Annotated in this window: 18 protein-coding genes and 1 tRNA gene; 10 read left to right on the top strand and 9 right to left on the bottom strand. The window is 59.7% G+C overall.

Annotation, left to right across the window (positions count from 1 at the left end; translation table 11 throughout):
- Both ACFFNA_RS33545 and ACFFNA_RS33540 read right to left on the bottom strand, forming a co-directional pair.
- A partial coding sequence (locus ACFFNA_RS33545) for a M10 family metallopeptidase C-terminal domain-containing protein (RefSeq protein WP_378924128.1) occupies positions 1-1,849 on the bottom strand: 1,849 nt, incomplete at its 3' end.
- Between the two features lie 88 nt (positions 1,850-1,937).
- A complete protein-coding gene (locus tag ACFFNA_RS33540; protein WP_146606053.1) occupies positions 1,938-2,156 on the bottom strand; it encodes a hypothetical protein in 219 nt (72 codons plus the stop codon).
- Positions 2,157-2,853: 697 nt separating this feature from the next.
- Here ACFFNA_RS33540 and ACFFNA_RS33535 point away from each other — a divergent pair.
- Together ACFFNA_RS33535 and ACFFNA_RS33530 are read left to right on the top strand one after the other, a co-directional pair.
- The gene (locus tag ACFFNA_RS33535) at positions 2,854-3,075 is read left to right on the top strand and encodes a hypothetical protein (protein WP_146606052.1); all 222 of its coding nucleotides are present in this window, start codon (positions 2,854-2,856) and stop codon (positions 3,073-3,075) included.
- 327 nt (positions 3,076-3,402) lie between these two features.
- Positions 3,403-3,567: a hypothetical protein gene (locus ACFFNA_RS33530; RefSeq protein WP_378924125.1), complete on the top strand. Its 165-nt coding sequence runs from the start codon at positions 3,403-3,405 to the stop codon at positions 3,565-3,567.
- A 543-nt stretch (positions 3,568-4,110) separates the two neighbouring features.
- On the opposite strand, the gene ACFFNA_RS33525 is transcribed toward ACFFNA_RS33530, so the two are convergent.
- The 6 genes from ACFFNA_RS33525 to ACFFNA_RS33500 form a co-directional block, all read right to left on the bottom strand.
- Complete coding sequence (locus ACFFNA_RS33525) at positions 4,111-4,545, bottom strand: hypothetical protein (protein WP_378924123.1); 435 nt, start codon at positions 4,543-4,545, stop codon at positions 4,111-4,113.
- A 637-nt stretch (positions 4,546-5,182) separates the two neighbouring features.
- A tRNA-Ser gene (locus ACFFNA_RS33520) sits at positions 5,183-5,272 on the bottom strand.
- 73 nt (positions 5,273-5,345) lie between these two features.
- On the bottom strand, positions 5,346-5,828 hold the full coding sequence (locus ACFFNA_RS33515; protein ID WP_378924121.1) for a tyrosine-type recombinase/integrase: 483 nt from the start codon (positions 5,826-5,828) through the stop codon (positions 5,346-5,348).
- A 400-nt stretch (positions 5,829-6,228) separates the two neighbouring features.
- Entirely contained in the window at positions 6,229-6,474 is a 246-nt protein-coding gene (locus ACFFNA_RS33510) for a hypothetical protein (RefSeq protein WP_146606047.1), read from the bottom strand.
- Between the two features lie 25 nt (positions 6,475-6,499).
- Positions 6,500-6,712: a hypothetical protein gene (locus tag ACFFNA_RS33505; protein WP_111544207.1), complete on the bottom strand. Its 213-nt coding sequence runs from the start codon at positions 6,710-6,712 to the stop codon at positions 6,500-6,502.
- Positions 6,713-6,795: 83 nt separating this feature from the next.
- The gene (locus tag ACFFNA_RS33500) at positions 6,796-7,062 is read right to left on the bottom strand and encodes a hypothetical protein (RefSeq protein WP_378924119.1); all 267 of its coding nucleotides are present in this window, start codon (positions 7,060-7,062) and stop codon (positions 6,796-6,798) included.
- Positions 7,063-7,171: 109 nt separating this feature from the next.
- Here ACFFNA_RS33500 and ACFFNA_RS33495 point away from each other — a divergent pair, with 109 nt between their 5' ends.
- From ACFFNA_RS33495 to ACFFNA_RS33480, 3 genes are all read left to right on the top strand, one after another.
- Positions 7,172-7,402 carry a hypothetical protein gene (locus ACFFNA_RS33495; protein WP_378924117.1) on the top strand — a complete coding sequence of 77 codons (231 nt, stop codon included), beginning with the start codon at positions 7,172-7,174 and terminating at the stop codon, positions 7,400-7,402.
- Between the two features lie 107 nt (positions 7,403-7,509).
- Positions 7,510-7,803: a hypothetical protein gene (locus tag ACFFNA_RS33490; RefSeq protein WP_146606046.1), complete on the top strand. Its 294-nt coding sequence runs from the start codon at positions 7,510-7,512 to the stop codon at positions 7,801-7,803.
- A 1,318-nt stretch (positions 7,804-9,121) separates the two neighbouring features.
- The gene (locus tag ACFFNA_RS33480) at positions 9,122-11,749 is read left to right on the top strand and encodes a calcium-binding protein (RefSeq protein WP_378924114.1); all 2,628 of its coding nucleotides are present in this window, start codon (positions 9,122-9,124) and stop codon (positions 11,747-11,749) included.
- A gap of 111 nt (positions 11,750-11,860) precedes the next feature.
- On the opposite strand, the gene ACFFNA_RS33475 is transcribed toward ACFFNA_RS33480, so the two are convergent.
- Complete coding sequence (locus tag ACFFNA_RS33475) at positions 11,861-12,034, bottom strand: hypothetical protein (RefSeq protein WP_378924112.1); 174 nt, start codon at positions 12,032-12,034, stop codon at positions 11,861-11,863.
- Positions 12,035-12,379: 345 nt separating this feature from the next.
- Between ACFFNA_RS33475 and ACFFNA_RS33470 the strand changes: the two genes are divergently transcribed.
- From ACFFNA_RS33470 to ACFFNA_RS33450, 5 genes are all read left to right on the top strand, one after another.
- On the top strand, positions 12,380-13,102 hold the full coding sequence (locus tag ACFFNA_RS33470; protein ID WP_378924132.1) for a DUF1194 domain-containing protein: 723 nt from the start codon (positions 12,380-12,382) through the stop codon (positions 13,100-13,102).
- A 442-nt stretch (positions 13,103-13,544) separates the two neighbouring features.
- Positions 13,545-14,771 carry a septal ring lytic transglycosylase RlpA family protein gene (locus ACFFNA_RS33465; RefSeq protein WP_378924110.1) on the top strand — a complete coding sequence of 409 codons (1,227 nt, stop codon included), beginning with the start codon at positions 13,545-13,547 and terminating at the stop codon, positions 14,769-14,771.
- A 103-nt stretch (positions 14,772-14,874) separates the two neighbouring features.
- Positions 14,875-16,041: a D-alanyl-D-alanine carboxypeptidase family protein gene (locus ACFFNA_RS33460; RefSeq protein WP_378924108.1), complete on the top strand. Its 1,167-nt coding sequence runs from the start codon at positions 14,875-14,877 to the stop codon at positions 16,039-16,041.
- Between the two features lie 79 nt (positions 16,042-16,120).
- Positions 16,121-16,795, top strand: a complete 675-nt coding sequence (tmk, locus tag ACFFNA_RS33455) for a dTMP kinase (protein WP_378924106.1) — start codon at positions 16,121-16,123, stop codon at positions 16,793-16,795.
- Positions 16,792-17,847, top strand: a complete 1,056-nt coding sequence (locus tag ACFFNA_RS33450) for a DNA polymerase III subunit delta' (RefSeq protein WP_378924104.1) — start codon at positions 16,792-16,794, stop codon at positions 17,845-17,847. The genes tmk and ACFFNA_RS33450 overlap by 4 nt, the downstream gene beginning before the upstream one ends.
- Positions 17,848-17,944: the final 97 nt, after the last annotated feature.

The raw sequence follows: 17,944 nt of genomic DNA, 5'->3' as shown, positions 1-17,944 counted from the left end.
CGGAATTGCCGGTGATGATGTTGGCGATCGAGTTGCCGGTGCCGTTGATCGAGGCGCCAGTGCGCAGCGCCAGGTTCTCCAGCTCCTGACCGGAGAGGTTGAAGCTGACGTAGGCCTGCACATTGTCGGTGCCCTGGCCGTTCACTTCGATGACGTGGTCGCCGGCATTGTCGACATAGTAGGTGTCATTGCCGATGCCGCCGCTCATGGTGTCGGCGCCTTCCTTGCCGTTCAGCGTGTCGTTGCCACCCAGGCCGATCAACGTGTTGACGCCCGAATTGCCGTTCAGCGCGTTGGCCAGACTGTTGCCGGTGCCGTTGATCGAGGCCGCGCTACGCAATGCGACGTTCTCGATATTGCCCGTGAAGTGGTTGCCATCACTGAGGTTGATCGAGATATAGCCATTGACGATATCGGTGCCGTTAGCGCCGCTTTCACTGACGATATCGCCGGCATTGTCGACATAGTAGCTGTCATTGCCGAGACCGCCCCGCATCGTGTCGGCACCGCCCCTGCCGTCCAGCACGTTGTTGCCGGTATTGCCTAACAGTGTATCCGCGCCCGAGCCGCCATTCGCATTCTCGATTGTCGCCCCGAAGGCAATTGAAACATTGCCGTGAAGGCCGCCGATGTTGGAGAAACTGCCTGCCGCTAAATTGATGATTTGGGCTTGGCTGAACCCGGACGCATCCAGCGTATCGACACCGCCGGCGTCCCAAATGCAGATTGCCGGCGAGGTGTTTATGGCGAAGTTGTACACGTTCCCTGCATTGGAACCAAAACCGTAGACGGTGTTGCCCGTGCGCGTCGTCATATTGGCGCCGTAGAGCTGCTGAACAGCCAGAATGTCGTACAACATCAGCGTGTCAGGGTAGTCATTGTATTCCGATGCCCCGGTGTTGGTCTCGTCAAAATAGCTCATCACGGAGTATTGGTTGCTGTCCTGGGTGAACTGGGCAAAGCCGTCGTAGGTGATATCCTGTCCAGGCCCGGCGTTGTATTCGCCGGGATGCGACAGGCCAATCGCGTGGCCTGTTTCGTGCAGGATCGTCTGGTAGTTGTAAGAGCCGGTCGGCAGACTTCCCGTGACGCTGGTCGTGTTCAGATGCACGTCCCCGGAACTGTCGCCCGGCGCCGTCGTTCCTGGGTATTCTGCGTAAGCTCCTGCTCCGTCTGTATCCGATGTGTAGTTTCCAAACAGCATCGCCGCGATATCGCTGGTGCCGCCGGGATTGACTTGCGTGAAAGTCAGGCCGCAGACAGATGAATACATGGCAAGCACGGACTGGACGGCAGCGACTTCCGCGGCAGTCAACTGGCTGAAGGGGGCAGCATACCCTGACGCGTCCACGCAATTGACGTCCGTCGTACGCACAGCCCATGTCACGGTCGCCGGTTGCCCGGCTGTCGTGCCCCAACTGCTTTCGGGCGTCAGGATCGCGCCGGCCCCCATCAATTCGTCATAGCCAGCCCGGGTTCCGCTCACCACGGAAACGCCATATTGCCCCGCATACCAATCGAATGATGAGCCGGCATTGATGAAGTAGTCGCCCGTGGTCGTGGCCGTGTAGGTAATCGTCGAATTGTAGCCTGGGCCGCTGTCATCGTCGGCCGTGATCAATGTTCCGGCCGCGTTCATGAGAGTCAAATAGGTATCCCGGACATTGTCACCGAGTGCGCCTTCACCAACCTCTGCGAATGTATAGGTCTGACCCGCCACAAGATGGACCCGGTACCAATCATGGTCGCCGGCCGAAGACAAATGGCCAGTCGCTGTCTGGCCGACTGCCAGGGTGTAGCTCGTGGCGGTGGATGCTGCCGCATCGGTTGTTTCGGTGACGTTTGGCATTGCCTTCCCCCTTTGCGTTTCCCGCGGCCGTGCCGCCTAATATCCATCATGGGCCGCGAGGTTCAAAACCTGCGCATGTCCGACTGCCTTATTTGCTGTCGTTCACTTTGTCCTTGCCGCATAGCCGTTCTGCCACTTCGAGTGCCTTCCGAAGGACTTCCTGATTTTCCGCTGCCGAAATGATTGGGCTTCCAAGACGTGCTTCGTGCAGACGCGCCAGCGCCTGCTCGCAGGTTTTGGCATTCATCGGGCGTTGCGGATTTCGAGGATAGGATTGCACTGGCTGAGGTCCGACAATGGATGCCACCACGATAGCTCCTAGGTATAGGAGGTTCCGATTCATGAGCCTTTTCCGTGACCGGTCTGTTTTTGACCAAGCGGCCGTCCAAATTCTCGGCTTGGTGACAGCACCGACCACCCATGCCTGTCGCCATCATGATCGGCCACAACCACCTTCCAAAAATATACAATCGCTTTCCGCGGCATAGCGCCGACAGGTCAATTGCGGAATATTTGTTTCCGAAATCCTATGCCCAAGCCCTAGATTGGTACTCTATGTCATGGTCACACCTGTATTCAACGCTGTTCTTGAGAACCAGCTAAAATTCTTGCTTAAATCCCGTATGTACCGCCGTGCTTTGTTGGCATGGGTGCATCTCTCTTGGCATCGAACTGAACTACTTTAGGTAAGTGCCTGGAGTGTGCCAGTCGTCATGTGACGACTGGACATGGCTTCGACAGACAGCATGTGGGCAGGTTGTGCCGTCGAACATTTTTCTGATTTATAATCAATGTTTTGCTTAAAAACTTGGCGGAGGAAGTGACCGCCTGGCTCGCATTCACCATCGCCGCTGGCGACGTGCTGGCGCTTGCATGGTGGCCGCTGTAGGCCAAGCGCAATTTCCTTGCACGAAATTCAGTCTGCTCGGGCTTCCTCCTTATTGATGATGCTGTGTTTCGGCTGGCAGTTGTATAATGGTCCGGGTGCTACGGGAGGGTGTGCCATGCGCGAATTGCCATTAGACATTGATGCAGATGCTGTGATCGCAGTCGGCCGATATCTGGATGATCATGCGAAGACCACCGCAGTTTCGATATCTGAAGCGCTCCGTGTAATCAGGCGTCGCGTCAACAAATCGCGCGTCTGCGATATGTGGCTGGAGGAGATGATTGTAGAAAGCGCCGCAGCCAGAAAGCTTGCCCTCTTGTTGGACAACCACAATTAAGGGGCGCCGGCTCGGGCGGGCGCCAAGGCGCGCGGGACGCTTTCGGCGGTGTAGGACAGCGGCCGGCGGGAACGCGCGCTGCCCGCTGCCAAGGAACCTGGCGCCGGCTCTTCTCTAATCTTCACATAAATCTCGACAGATGGATTAGGTGGGCAAATCGCGCACCAAGGCCAATTGTGAATTGGCCATCGTTGGCAGCAAAGTCCCAACCGAAGAATGCCGCCCAGCCAAAAAGCAGAATGGAGAAGCGCATGATCAGATTCTAAATTAGGCGTATTGAATAAACGTTAAGGCAGAGGCGCGGGCTTTGAGTGCCCAGGGGAAGAGATGACCGACAAACCGGCCACAGCCTACATCGTCAGCGTGTTCGAGAAGCCGCATTGGCGCACGGTGCTGACCACCAAGGACAAGGCCAAAGCGCTGGCGGCGGCCGAGGAGATTGGCGACAAGGTGCGGATCGAGGAGATCACGCCGAAGGTGAAGAAGCGTTAGGGGCTACCCGACTACATCGCTTCTGACGGCGCAAAGAAGCAGTTTTCGTCTTCCTCCGTGGGATGCAAGCAGATGTGAAAGTTTTCATCGCCAGAGGGAATTACTTCGTCATATGGCACGAAATATCGATCCTGGTGGGTGACCCTGTGGTGGTCGCCCGGTCTCAAGATTATGAAGTAGCCATCAGGTCGCGGTGTCACGGTTGTGCTGGGGATCTTACCGCATTCTCCCGTCACCGGATCCCCATGACAACAGGCAGGTGGATAAGTCCAGCTTCGCTGAGGGCTGTGTGCTAGCGCTGAACCAACCTCCAGCGCCGCAGCCGTGGCTATCACGCCTGCCAACCCCGCCATGTGTCGTGTTCCGACCGTATGCACTCGAATGGTCCCCGAGAGCGGCGTCCGATGTCGTCCAGCCGATTATAAACCATTCGCAGGCGCTAATACAGAAATGCGCAAGCTTCGCCCCCGCAAGGGCGTGCTTGACGAAAAAAGCCCGCCACCGTGAGCAGCGGGCTTTGTTGGGTCGGCGTCGGACCCGATTTTAGGGATACATGCCAGCGACCGAATCCGCGTCGGCGAACCCAGCTTCTGCCGGATCGAACTCCCGCTCGTCGTCGCCTTCGCGATCATCCGCCGGCTCGTTCGGGCCGCATCCTCGCCCGTGACCGGTCCAGCCCAGATCGGGCTCGCCTTCTGGGTGGTTCCATGTCTTCTGCTCGACCTTGCCGGCGAGACGCTCGTCAACGTGCTCTGTCCAGCCAAGCTCCCACTCGTCATCGTCGCGGCCGTCATGCGGCTCGTCGAGCACGTCGCCTCCATGCTCGTTTTCGGCTTCGCATTCGTCATGGCTCGGGAGCGTTGCGCGGGAGCCCGCCCAAGCCTCTTGCGAGTTGCTGCCGTAGTGCATGACCGTCAACTCGCCGCTGCGTCCCCACGGGCTCTCCCGGGACGTTGGATGCCGTTCGATGGCGCCCATGGTCGGCTCGCCGTCGCTATCCGGCTCATAGTCGCTGTTGTCCTGCTCCCGGTCGTCGTCACCTATCGAGGGCTCGGCGTCTGCGCCGTCTTCTAGGTCGCAATCGGCTCCATGAGGTCGAGCGCTGTGATCAGGCTCATGGCGCGGTCCAGATGGTTGTTCAGGCGCTTCTGCACCGACTGGCGCCATTCGCGAGGGTCCGTCCCCTGGGCATCCCAAGGGGCTTCAACGATCTGATATGCGCATTCATGACGGCCACCCCACAACGAGGGCAAAGCCGGCCTGATGATCGATCTGAACCCGCCATTCCCCGCCGTGAACTTCCTTCATCGCGTCCGACAGTTCCCCAGCGAGACGCCTGACGCGCGCGCAGGACGTTTCCGGCAGTTCGGACGACGAGGGAAGGGGAGAAACTGCGCCCGAAGCCGCAGTCGCGGCTATGCCGGGAACGGACGCGATTGCGCCAACAAATAGGGCGCGACGGGAGAATCTACCGACGACCTGGCTATCGGTCTGGTCAAAAAACGGTGCATAATCAAAGTCTCCTTCGGTTGCATTTTCCTTGGGAAACGCATTGGGAAGGAGGCAAATGGCGCCGACAAATACCTTACAAAATCAGCCTGTTAGGCGATAAATCTGGCGGAGGAAGTGGGATTCGAACCCACGGTGAGCTTGCACCCACGCCGGTTTTCAAGACCGGTGCCTTAAACCGCTCGGCCATTCCTCCAACTAATTGCAATCATTGCGCTTTTGTCTATTTGCAAATGACCCGGAAAAGCCGTTTGCAACGCGCTTTGCAACTATTTGCCTTGTCGCTGGCTGCTTATAGCCAGCTGCAATGCCACGTCAACTTGCTCCGCTGCATCGGCCTGCATTCCTGGCATGACATGCGAATATAAATCCAGCGTTATCCCGATATTCGAATGACCCAAGCGCTCGCTTGCTATCTTAGGGTGAACGCCGGCCGAAAGCATTTGCGTGGCATGCGTATGCCGCAGGTCGTGAAATCGGATGCGGGGCAGGGACGTCTTGCCGAGAACCCGCACCCACTCATGCGTAAGGGATCGCGGCTGCAATGGCTGGCCGTCTATCTGAGCCACAACGAAGCTGTCACCGTCGGGACGTAGACCAAGGCGAAGCTGTTCCTCGGCTTGCCGCGACCGATGCGCTTTCAGTTCTGCCACTGTGCTAGCCGACAGCGCGACGGTCCGCGCCCTCCCTGACTTCGGTTCCTTGTACCTCACGCCGTCGTCGGTCTGTTCCGCACTTTCCTCAATCGACATCTGCCGGCGATCGTCTCCGAGTTCTAGGTGGCAAGCGAAGGGCGAGGATCTCGCCACGACGCAAACCGCACGTGACCGCCAAGAGGATCGGGATAAACATCCTCGTCGGCCGAAGCGTCTCAAGCAGAGTGGCCGTCTGACGAACATCGTAAGACGGATAGACTAAGTTGCGCGGGTGATTTGGGATTTTGTCCCAACAGATGGCGAAACGTTTGCTGTGCGGGGCCTGAGAGCCACCAGCCGGAGCGACGCGGGGATCGCCACCCGCATGCGGGGGAAGTTGCACCCGCGCTTCACGTGACCCGTAAACGTGTCACGTGATGTAACGTTACGTGGCGTTACGCGACGTTTCAGCCAGAGCGTTGCGGGGATCGCCACCCGCGTGAAGGGAAAGTTGTACCTAACCAGCAAGCGGCGGACTGGGTGCGATCACCGTCTCCGGTTTTCTTTCACTGATCGATATGATCCCGTGCTTGAAGAAGACCGTGCTGGTTTCGCTGCCAGGAGCGCCTAATTCTGCCGAAACGACAACGAGCTCGAAGTGTCCTTTTGAACTAAGCTGATCCACAAGGCTTTCCAATCGTGCATTTTCGCTCTGGCCGAGATGCTGTCTTCCGTCAGTCGTGGTCACGACAAAATCAGTCATATTGACCTCCTACAACCATTTGGCTTCAATTAGATAGCGAAGTCGGAGGCTCGACCGACGGTCCGGATCGCGGCGTCTTACTCTCTTCGGCTATCACCAGGAGCGCCTCAAGGGTCAGTGCAATGCCCGACATCAGCGCGGAAATATCGGTGTTGCCGCCGGGCAATGCGAGTTCCGCCGCCCTGGTTTGCATGCTGTGACTGAGTTCTTTCAATTTTAGGCGCAGATCGTCGTCCATGACATTCCTCCAGTTGGCTGGAGGGCTAACGCTGCGATTGGAGACCAGTTCCTTTCTATGCGCCCAGGCCCTGACGGGCGCCCCTATGGCTGAAGCAGGGCAGCACCATGTTGCGCCCACAACTGCTCGCAGTCCTTTGCTCTCAGGCTTGGCGTGCCCCATTCGCCATAGAAGACCATCGCTGCGTGGACGTCATATCCAAGCACCGACGCATTGGCGACGAACTGGATGGCGTTCCCGAGGCGAGTAGCAGCAAGCTTGACTTCCGCTTTGGTGGTGAGGTCAAGCACCCCAAGAATTTCGGCGTCGTTATTCCTGGCAGCCAACACCGCGCCTACAGTCGCAAGCATATCAGTCTCCGCTAATATATTAACCACGCAAGAGCGGACTTTGTTCCACTAGCCGAACTGCATAGCGCTCGGACCGCAAACCAACACGGACAAGCCAGCCTTCGCACTGATGGCCGACAGGGCGACAGGCAAATATATCGGGTCGGCTTTCATCATCTTGAACCGAGAGATGCGCGAACGGCTATGGAATCGCGTTCAGCAGCACGCGGGCATGGCGCCGAAGGGTATGAAGCGGCCCGCAACTCAATGGGTAAAGCCGGGCCTCATTGGCCGCGTGAAGCATCTGCGCGGTGAGCCAAAGCTGCGCGATGCATCTGTGCAGGATTTTCGGGAAGAATGAGCAAACGCACGCGAGGAATGGAACATTAGATACTGCTAATAGTTCTTTAGTCAGCAGGGGCAAACCAACACCCCAAGTCGCACAGCGCTCAAACCGGGAGAAATATCATGCAACGGCTTATGTTCACATCAGTTGTAATCGCTTTGTCGGCTGGCCTGTCGTTGTCACAAGCCGCCACGCCCGTTCAACATAAACACGGTATCAGAACGAATTATGGTGCGGCCGGCGGCATGAAGCTTGACCCCACCATAACGGGCGGTACGTCGAAACCGAATGCGGCAAAAGATTGTGCCACCGGCCAGCAGACCGGCAGTGCACAGTCCTCGGCGCCTGGTCAGGCGACAGTCGACGCGAAGGGCGCCGCCCCTGGCCAGATGGAAAAGACAGCTGCGCGCTGCTGAACCATCCCCGCCCGCTTCAAGGAGATCGGTGCGGATCGAGGAGGAGAAGCCGGGTCTGATCGGCCGCGTAAAACACTTGCGCGGCGAAGAGGACCTGCGGCACGCCTCGCTGCAGGATTTCAGGGAAGAGTAAGGGTCAACGCCTGCTCCCGCCGTCGCTGGTACATCCGCAGTCGACGGCGGGTGCCGGATTTAAAAGCTTGCACCGGCCGCTGCGGGAGGTCCCGCGCTAGTGAATTTACATCCACATCAGCAGTCACTCAATTAGGGCTAAGTGGGGGTGGCCATCATCCTTTCAGGGGCTTTGCCGGTCCATCGGGCCGCAAATATACGGTTACAAATACCGGTTCGATGACGGCTTGTTCAAGTTGCCTTTTACTAAGTATCCAAAGATTCGAACGCCGGACGTGCAGCGGTTTCGAGACGAGCACCGTCAACGCCTCATCGACGAAGGAACTCGCCAGTTCATCGTTCCACTAGAGGCCGTCGTCCAAAAGTGGCGCGAGATTGTCAATAAATTCAATTAGCGGCAACGCCTTCTCATCTTCATGTCGCCGATGAGTTGACCTCATGTCGCGCGTCAGGCGCGAGACGGAACAGCCGGTGAACGGGTTGCTACGATTTTTGCAACGCAACGCTACGGTATGAGGCGGGACAGCCTAGCACGATAGGCACGCACAAGAGCGCAACGCGTTGACAGGCAAGGAGTTAGCAGTGTCGAACGGGAAGGGGAGGGACGCCAGCAACCGAATTTCAAGACCGGTGCCTTAAACCGCTCGGCCATTCCTCCATCGTGATTTTTCAATCACTTAGGCTTTACGCTGCCGACTGGTTTCGGCCCATTGGCACCGGATTGGCACCGAAGGCGATCCCAACCGGTTCGCTGTTCATTCCTGTAGTGCGGCATTGAGGGCCGCGTCAACCACCGCTGCGGCGCCTTGCTGCCGCCCTGGCAACAGATGCGCGTAAATGTTCAGCGTGACCGATGGGATTGGCATGGCCAGCGCTGGCCGAAACCGGATGCGCCGGCAACAGGCGCAAGCCGTGGAACGCCACATGCGGGCGCCAGCAGCCTTTCCATGACATGAAATACTCCTTTGTTGAGGGACAAGCTCAGCAGAAGCTGCAGATCGGATCTGGGCTTTCGGTAGACCGCGTAGAGGCGAGAATTATCCATTTTTCCATTAGGAAATACTAATAATCGAGGTTATGGTTCCGACGGACGCAGCGTCAGGCACCGCGTAGCGATGCCCTGGCCGATGGTGGTATGAACATCACGAAATTCGGTGATCCGGGCACCTGCCCATGGGGGACTGGCATGGCTTTGACCACCACCTACTCCGTCGCGCCGCTGCTCGAGCGTATCTTCCCGGCCGCGGACCCCGCCTCGAACTCGGACACAGTGGCCTTGACCGGCGGCGGCTTCGCGACCGTTGCCGACGTTCCCGGGGGGGTATCGGTCCCCATCTTCTACGACGCCGCCGGCAACCAGCAGCCCCAGCTTATCGCCTCATTTGCCCCCGATGCCAAAATCGCGCAGCTGACGGATGGCACCGTTGCCATCGTGGGAACGCATAGTGGCGTGGGCATTGATTTGGTCATGCAGACGGCCACCGGCATCATCATCGGTCCATCTACTATTTCGGTTGCAACCGCCTCGAACCCCGACGTCGCCGCCGTAGCCGACGGCGTTGTCGTTGCCTATCAGGTGCCCAACGGTGGGGCAAACAATGACATCCTGATCTACAAATCCACCTCCGGGGATTCCTTCTTTACATTTGGCGTGGACTCTTCACCGGCCAACGACCAGAACGCCAGCGTGGCGGGGCTCGCCGACGGCGGCGTCGCTGTTGCCTGGGAACGGATGGACGCTGGCGGCAACAGCGCGATCTGGTACGCCGTCTACAACCACGACGGCTCCGTGCGGAAGCCGCCAGCCGAGCTCTCTGCCGGCCACCAGGCGAATGTGACGGCACTCCAATCCGGCGGTTTCGCGATCGGGCTCGCCAGTGATGTGTTCTTGGGAGGACAGACCGACGCACTGGTGGCAAGCTTCGATTCGGCCGGACAGCTCGTGCAAAGCCGTGCGGTGGGCCAGCTGCCCACCGATGACAGCGAGGTCGCCGTTACACAACTCTCCAACGGCATGGTCCTGTCGACCTTCACCAACCTTTTCGACGCCGTCCACGATGATCACGATATCCGCGGGGCACTGTATGATCCAGTGACCGGATATATCAGCGACCCTGCCGACCCGCTGAAAATCGACTACTCGGCGGACGACAACTCTCAATCATCGGTCTCGGCGTTTGGCCTTGCGCAGTTCGTGGTGAGCTACAGCAGCAACACATCAGGTGATGTCACTCAAAAGACCTTCCAGCTTGTGCGGACCGTGACCGGCGACGCCGCCGCCGACAGCTTCACCGGCGATGATGCCGTTGATATCGTGAATGGCCTGGGCGGCAGCGACAACCTCGCCGGCGGCGCCAATAACGACACGCTCAATGGTGGCGACGGCAACGACTATCTCGTTGGCGGCAACGGCAACGATACGCTGAACGGCGGAACGGGGGCTGACGCCTTGCTGGGTGGTGCCGGCAACGACGCCTACTTTGTCGACAATGCGAGCGACGTGGTCGATGAGGGCAGCGCAGCCCTCGGCGCTGGCATCGATACCGTCAACGGCTACATCTCGATCAACCTTGCCGACACCGCCCAGTTCATCGGCAATATCGACAATGTGGCGCTGCGTGGGCCGACCAGCATCAATGCCACCGGCAATGGCTTGAACAACACGCTGACTGGCAACTCCGGCAACAACATCCTCAACGGCGGTGCGGGCGCCGACCACATGATCGGTGCGCAGGGCAACGACTCCTACTATGTCGACAATGCGGGCGACGTGGTCAATGAGGGCAGCATGTTCCTCGGCGCTGGCGTCGACACCGTCAACGGCTACATCTCGATCAACCTTGCCGACACCGCCCACTTCATCGGCAACATCGACAATGTGGCGCTGCGCAGCGCGGCGAACATCAATGGCACCGGCAATTCCATTGCCAACACCATCACCGGCAACAGTGGCAACAACATTATCGACGGAATGGGCGGCGCCGATACAATGAGCGGTGCTCAAGGCAACGACACCTACTATGTCGACAATGCCGGGGATCATGTCATTGAGGCCAACGGCCAGGGCACCGATAATGTGCAGGCCTATGTCAGCTTCAACCTGTCCGGCCAGGAGCTGGAGAACCTGCAACTGCGCAGCGCCGCGTCCATCAACGGCACCGGTAACTCGATTGCCAACATCATCAATGGCAACAGTGGCAACAACATCATCGACGGCCTTCTCGGCGGCGACACGATGAGCGGCGCTCAAGGCAACGACACCTACTATGTCGACAATGCCGGCGACCATGTCATTGAGGTCAATGGCCAGGGCACCGACAATGTGCAGGCCTATGTCAGCTTCAATCTGTCGGGACAGGAGCTCGAAAACCTGCAGCTGCGCAGTGCCGCATCCATCAACGGCACCGGCAATTCCATTGGCAACACCATCACCGGCAACAGTGGCGCCAACGTTATCAACGGCCTCGGCGGCAACGACACACTGTCAGGCAGCACCGGCCATGACAGTTTCGTCTTCACTACGGCGCTCAATGCTTCGACCAATGTCGACCACATCACCGACTTTTCGATCGCCGACGACACCATCCAGGTCGACAACGCGATCTTCGCAGCGCTTGGCGGCAATGGCACGCTGACGGCCGCCGCCTTCCACATAGGGGCAGTGGCCACAACTGCCGCCCAGCACATCCTCTACGACTCGGCGAACGGCTGGCTGAGTTACGATGCCGATGGCAATGGCGCTGGCGCCGCCAGCCATTTCGCCACGCTCACTATGGGGCTCGCAATGACCAACAACGATTTCTTGGTTGTGTGAATTCGCAATGCGGCAGCCGGATGAAACGATGTTCAAGGTTACCGACGGGTTGGCGTGACGCCCTGGAGCCGCGATCGGACGTCGACCAAGGCCGAGATGGCATTGCGCCTGCTACAGTCGCGAGGCTTGCACGGTCTGAAGCTGGTCGAAAGAACCTGCGTCTGACATTGCAATCAACCGTGCACCGGCAAATGCGGCCAGAATCATGAAAACCGCCGTGACATCAAGGAAGGCGGACGACGCAAAAATGCTCGTGCTCTGGACATAGCAACTTGCGAATTCCATGACGCGCACCCCTTCAAAGCTCAACAAAGAGCGGCCCCACACCGCCCCTCGACAAGCATGATCTTGATTTGGGGAAAATTCAAGCGGTTGCTAATATGCGACAGTGCCCCTGATCGGAACCTTGCCTTCACCAGCGCCATCCCAGGACGCCAGGGGAGCGGCGTGCACCATGATCGCAAGCGAAATCGACATGGTCGGGACTGTACTTTAGTGAAATCTAATTTACTGTGTTCCCTGAATATTGGGGGATTGCATGTAGGGCACTGACGGCACGCGGTTTTGAGGGGCTGAAGGGAGATGAAAACTCGATCGAGTTCTGTCTTGACGGCTGGACTGCTTGTCTTGGTGATCGCGGACGAGTTTATTCGTTCCCACAATTACGGCTTTCTCCTTACCCAAATTCAGGACAAATCGCCCTTTGACGAAGTCGACGTCGCGATAGTGCTAGCGGCCGACATGTCGGGATCAATCAACGAGACGGAGGCTGCCCTACAACGCGAAAACTATGCGGCCGCTTTGGAGGCGGACAACGTCCTGAGAGCAGTCAAAAAGGGCATGCACGGCAGAATCGCGGTCACCTTCGTCGAATGGTCGAGCTTCGGCTCCTTGAAAACTCGTATCGGGTGGACCGTTCTCTCCGATGCAAGCGATGCGTCGTTGATAGCAGCGGCAATTCGGAAGACGCCGGACTGGCAAGGTCCCGATCCCCACGGCGCGAAGACTTCGATCTCATTCGCAATCGACGCTTCCGTGGGTGCCTTGGAGAGACTTCCTTATCCAGCGTTGCGCAGGATCATCGACATCTCGGGCGACGGAGCCAACAATGATGGATCTTCATTGGAAGACAGCCGTCAGAGAGCGCTTCAGAAGGAAATCACAATCAACGGTCTGCCAATCGGCGACGAAGTGGAGAATGGCGAGACAACGACGGAATATTACGAGCTGCATGTTATCGGCGGGCCCGGCTCGTTCGTCATCCCTGCTGGCAGCCTCGCCGAATTTCAATGGGCGATAATCAACAAGCTGGTAAAAGAAGTAAGTTCCATCCCGGCGGGGACGCAATCTTAAAAATGGGATGACCTACAAGCCGGTGACAACCTACCTCGTGTCCGTTTTCGAGAGGCCGCATTGGCGGACCGTGCTGTCAAACCAAGGACAAGCAGGCAGCTTTCGATATGGCCAACGAGATCGGCGACAAGGGTGCCGGCACGTCTCTTACAACCGGCCGGTGGCAATACAGGGCAGGGGAGGAACCGGGTCGGGCCTTTCGGCGATCTAGCAAGAATGCCAACCGCATGCGCGCTTCGTCCAAGCTGCCGGCTGACCGCAGAGGACCGGCGCCACAATATTGCCCGGTTCCGGCCATAATCGATTAATACCGTGATAAACAATTCCTGCGTACAAAGGATCGGGGTTCAAGGCGTCGTTGGTATTGTCGAGTGAGTGCTTTGGCTCCTCTGACGGTCAGCTTCGGCGTCTTTCATTGAGACTGTAGGGGACATCTGAAAAAATGCAGGCTGTGACGCACCCGCGTCTTCGTCGCGCTGCTACAGTCGCGTTGTTGGCCGCATCGGCTGCCTTGCTGGCGGCTTGTGCATCGCCTGAACCGAAAGCGATGGTCTACAAGAAGACCCGCTCCAAGGAATATTTCTCCGAATCCGAATATGGCGTGAAAGCAAGCCCGCGTGTGGCGTTTCGGAACGGGCGGCTGCAGCGTGGCGGCGGCCGTGACCAGCTCGGCAAGCCCTATCAGGTCCGGGGCAGGTGGTATTACCCCAAGGAAGACAAGCACTATGCCAAGGTCGGTCTGGCCTCCTGGTATGGCGATGCCTTCCACGGCCGGCTTACCGCCAATGGCGAAGTCTACGACATGACGCATCTGACGGCGGCGCATCCGACCATGCCGCTGCCAAGCTATGCCCGCGTCACCAATCTCAAGACCGGCAGCTCGGTCGTCGTGCGCGTCAACGATCGCGGCCCCTATCACGAAGGCCGCATCATCGATGTGTCGGAGCGCGCCGCCCAAATGCTTGATTATGCCAACATCGGCACCGCCCAAGTGAAGGTCGAATATGTCGGCCGCGCACCGCTTGACGGCGATGACGACCAGTATCTGATGGCCTCCTACCATCCCGGCAACCGGGCGCCGGATCCGTCGGATGGGCTGCCGACCGGCGTCATGGTCGCCATGAACGGACCGTCGCCCAGCCTTCCCGTCGGTGCCGCCGCCGTACCGTTTCCTGGCCAGTTGACCGATTCAGGGACGGCTCAGCCGGTCATGCCGGCGCAGTCGCCGGCCTATGGCGATCTGGCATTGCCGGATTTCGGCCCGATCGTGCCGGAACGCCCGGAGATCAACCTGCCGCCGCAATCGCCGTTTGCCGTGGCCTCGCTTTCCTATGCGGACGAGCGGGTAGAGCGCGCCTCGAACGCCTTTGCAGCACTCGGAGGCGAGGGCATGTCACCGGCCGAAGTGCTTCAATCGTGGAAGCGGCAGTCGCCGCCGACCGGTTCGCCCGATTACGTCGCGGCGGGCTCGTTCGAGGATGCGGCGGAGGCCAAGCGCGTTGCCGCTCAGCTTGCCGCATTCGGCAAGATCGAGATCCAGCGTTCAGAACTCGATGGCGAGGATTGGTATTCGGTCAATCTCTATCCCGATGGCCACCGAAATCTGGATGATTTGCTGCAGGCAGCCTGGTCGCATGGCGCGCCGGACGCGCTGGCTGTGCGCAACTGAGCGGAAGCCAGGTCGGATTTCCGCTGCGCGGTTGATCCGCCGCGCAAAAAGCCTGATACTTTTTGCGGGCTTGCCGGACGTGCCGGCCAACAGGTCGAATTTAATGCAATTTCGCTTGCTTCAGCCTTTCACCGGGCTTCTGTTTTTTTGCCTGCTATTGCTTTCCCTGGCTCCAGCCAGTGCGCAGCTTTTCGAGACCAAGGCAGCGCAGGTCTTCATGATCGACGCCGAGACCGGGACGGTGCTGTTTTCGAAAGATGCCGACAAGCCGATACCGCCGGCCTCGATGGCCAAGCTGATGACCATGGAAGTGGTTTTCAACGCCATAAAGTCCGGACGCCTGAAGCTCGACGATACGTTCGTGGTCAGCGAAAACGCCTGGCGCAAAGGTGGTGCGCCTTCGGGAACTTCGACGATGTTTGCCAAGCTCAAGTCGTCGATCCGGCTCGAGGACCTCATTCAGGGCGTAACGGTGCAGGCGGCCAATGACGGCTGCATTGTCATTGCCGAAGGCATGGCCGGGTCGGAGGACAATTTTGCCGCGCAGATGACCGAACGCGCCCGCCAGATCGGCCTCAAGACATCGACCTTCGTCAATTCGACCGGCCTGCCGGCGGATGGCCAGCAGACAACCGTGCGCGAGCTGGCGCTGCTGGCCGTGCATCTGTGGCGCGATTATCCGGATTTCTACCACTACTATGGGCAGAAGGATTTTACCTGGAACAAGATCTCGCAGAGGAATCGCAATCCGCTTCTGGCGATGGATATCGGGGGCGACGGCCTGGCGGTCGGCGCGAGCGAGGCGTCAGGCTTCGGCATCGTCGGTTCGGTCAACCACAACGGCACGCGGGTGATCGCGGCGATGAGCGGGCTGGCCAGCGACAAGGAGCGTGCCGAAGAGGCGCGAAAGCTGCTCGACTGGGGTGCTCGCTCCTTCGAGAAGACCGAAATCTTCGCCAAAGACGAGGTGGTCGGCGAAGCCCAGGTTTTTGGCGGTGCGAAATCCGGGGTGACGCTGAAGGCCAAGGGCCCGATCGAGATCTTCCTGCCGATCACCAACCGCGACAAGCTGACGGCCAAGATCGTCTACACCGGCCCGGTTGCCGCTCCGGTGGAGGAAGGGCAGCCGGTGGGCGCGCTGCGCGTCTGGATTGGCGACACGCTCAGCCAGGAGACGCCGCTTTTCGCCGCCGAGTCGATCGGCGTTGGCACATTGCCGCAGCGCGCGCTCGACGCCGTCAAGGAACTGGCGATCGGCTGGCTGCGCTAGCGCCGACGGCATAGACGTTTGCCCCAACGCGGACTATCTAGACGCTATAACACCCGCAAGCATGGCAAAGGCTTTTCGATTGGCGCGCGGATTTTTCATCACCTTCGAAGGCGGCGAAGGAGCAGGCAAGTCGACGCAGATCGAGCGGCTGGCCAGAAAGATGCGCGCCAAGAGATATGATGTCCTCCTCACCCGTGAACCTGGCGGCTCGCCGGGCGCCGAAGCGGTCAGGCATGTGCTGCTTTCGGGCGCCGCCGAACCATTCGGGCCGAAGATGGAGGCGCTGCTGTTCGCCGCCGCTCGCTCCGACCATGTCGAGCAGGTCATCCGGCCGGCGGTCGAGCGTGGTTCCATCGTGCTTTGCGATCGCTTCCTGGATTCCTCACGCGTCTACCAGGGCGTTACCGGCGGCATCGACCCGGCGTTCATGGATAGGCTGGAGCAGGTCGCCATCAACGGCATGATGCCGGACATGACGCTGATCTTCGACATCGACCCGGCGGAGGGCCTCAGGCGCGCGACGCTGCGGCGCGGCACCGAAGCAACCGCCGACCGCTTCGAAAAGGAGACGCTGGCGATCCACCAGGCCCGCCGCGAGGCGTTTCTGGCGATCGCCGCGGCCGAACCGGAACGCTGTATCGTCGTCGACGCCGCCGCCGATCCCGACACGGTCGAGAATGTCGTCACCGCCGCCGTGTTCGCGGCGCTGGAGGAAAGAACGCCGGCGCGCAACAGGCAGGCAACGCCGGCATGATCTTCGAGCGCATCGCACCGGAGCAGCACGACACCCTGGACGGCGTGCCCGAGCCATCCGAGACACCCCGTCTGGTCGGACACAGGCAGGCCGCGGGAATGCTGACCGCCGCCTATCGCGCGGGAAAGCTGCCGCATGCGCTGATCTTCTCCGGGCCGGTCGGCATCGGCAAGGCGACGCTCGCCTTCCATCTTGCACATCATCTCTTGAAGCACCCGGACTTCGCGCAGGCGCCGGAAAGCCTTGCCGTTCCTGATCCGGCTTCGTCGCTGTTTCGCCAGATCGCCACCGGCGCGCATCCTTCGGTGCTGCATCTGACCCGTCCGCTCAACGACAAGACCAAGAGCTTCAAGACCGTCGTCACCGTCGACGAGATCCGCAAGGTCAGCCGCTTCCTGTCGCTGACCTCGCATGACGGCAGCTACCGGGTCGTCATCGTGGACCCGGCCGACGACATGAACGCCAATGCCGCCAATGCCTTGCTGAAGAATCTCGAAGAGCCGCCGGCACGAACGCTGTTCATCCTGATCGTCCATGCGCCGGGCAGCCTGCTGCCGACGATCCGGTCGCGCTGCCAGGTGGTGCGACTGACACCGCTCGATGCCGACGACCTGATGGCGGTGCTGGAAACCGCCGAACCGCCACCGCCGCACGATCCTGCCGCGCGCGCGGCGCTGGCCGAGCGGGCAGGGGGCAGCGCGCGCAGCGCCATCCTGTTGACGCAATATGGCGGGCTGGAAATCGCCTCGACGCTCGACGCCCTGGTGGCGGTAAGAAAGAACGATGTCGGCGGCGCGTTTCGCCTTGCCGAGGCTGTCGCCGGCCGTGACCAGGCGATCCAGTTCGACATCTTCAACCGCCGGGCGCTGGAGCTGCTGTCGGACGCGGCAAGCCAGGCAGCGCTGGCGGGCGACCTCGCCCGGGCCAAAACGCTGTCGGACACCTGGCATGAGGCGCTGGACGCTATATCCGAGACCGACACCTACAATCTCGACAAGAAGCAGCACGCCCTGACCATGATCGAGCGCCTGAATTCCGCAATGCGGATGTGACGGTTTCTTTGTGCATGCCGTTGCCCCAAAACCGGGGCCACTTTTGGGCGACATGCATGGCCTCGGGATGGCAATCGCTATTCCAGGGAGGCTATCG

Origin of the sequence: Mesorhizobium kowhaii, from assembly GCF_042431665.1 — a bacterium.
GTDB classification, from domain to species: Bacteria; Pseudomonadota; Alphaproteobacteria; order Rhizobiales; family Rhizobiaceae; genus Mesorhizobium; species Mesorhizobium kowhaii.
This window is presented reverse-complemented; position numbering and strand designations above follow the sequence as displayed.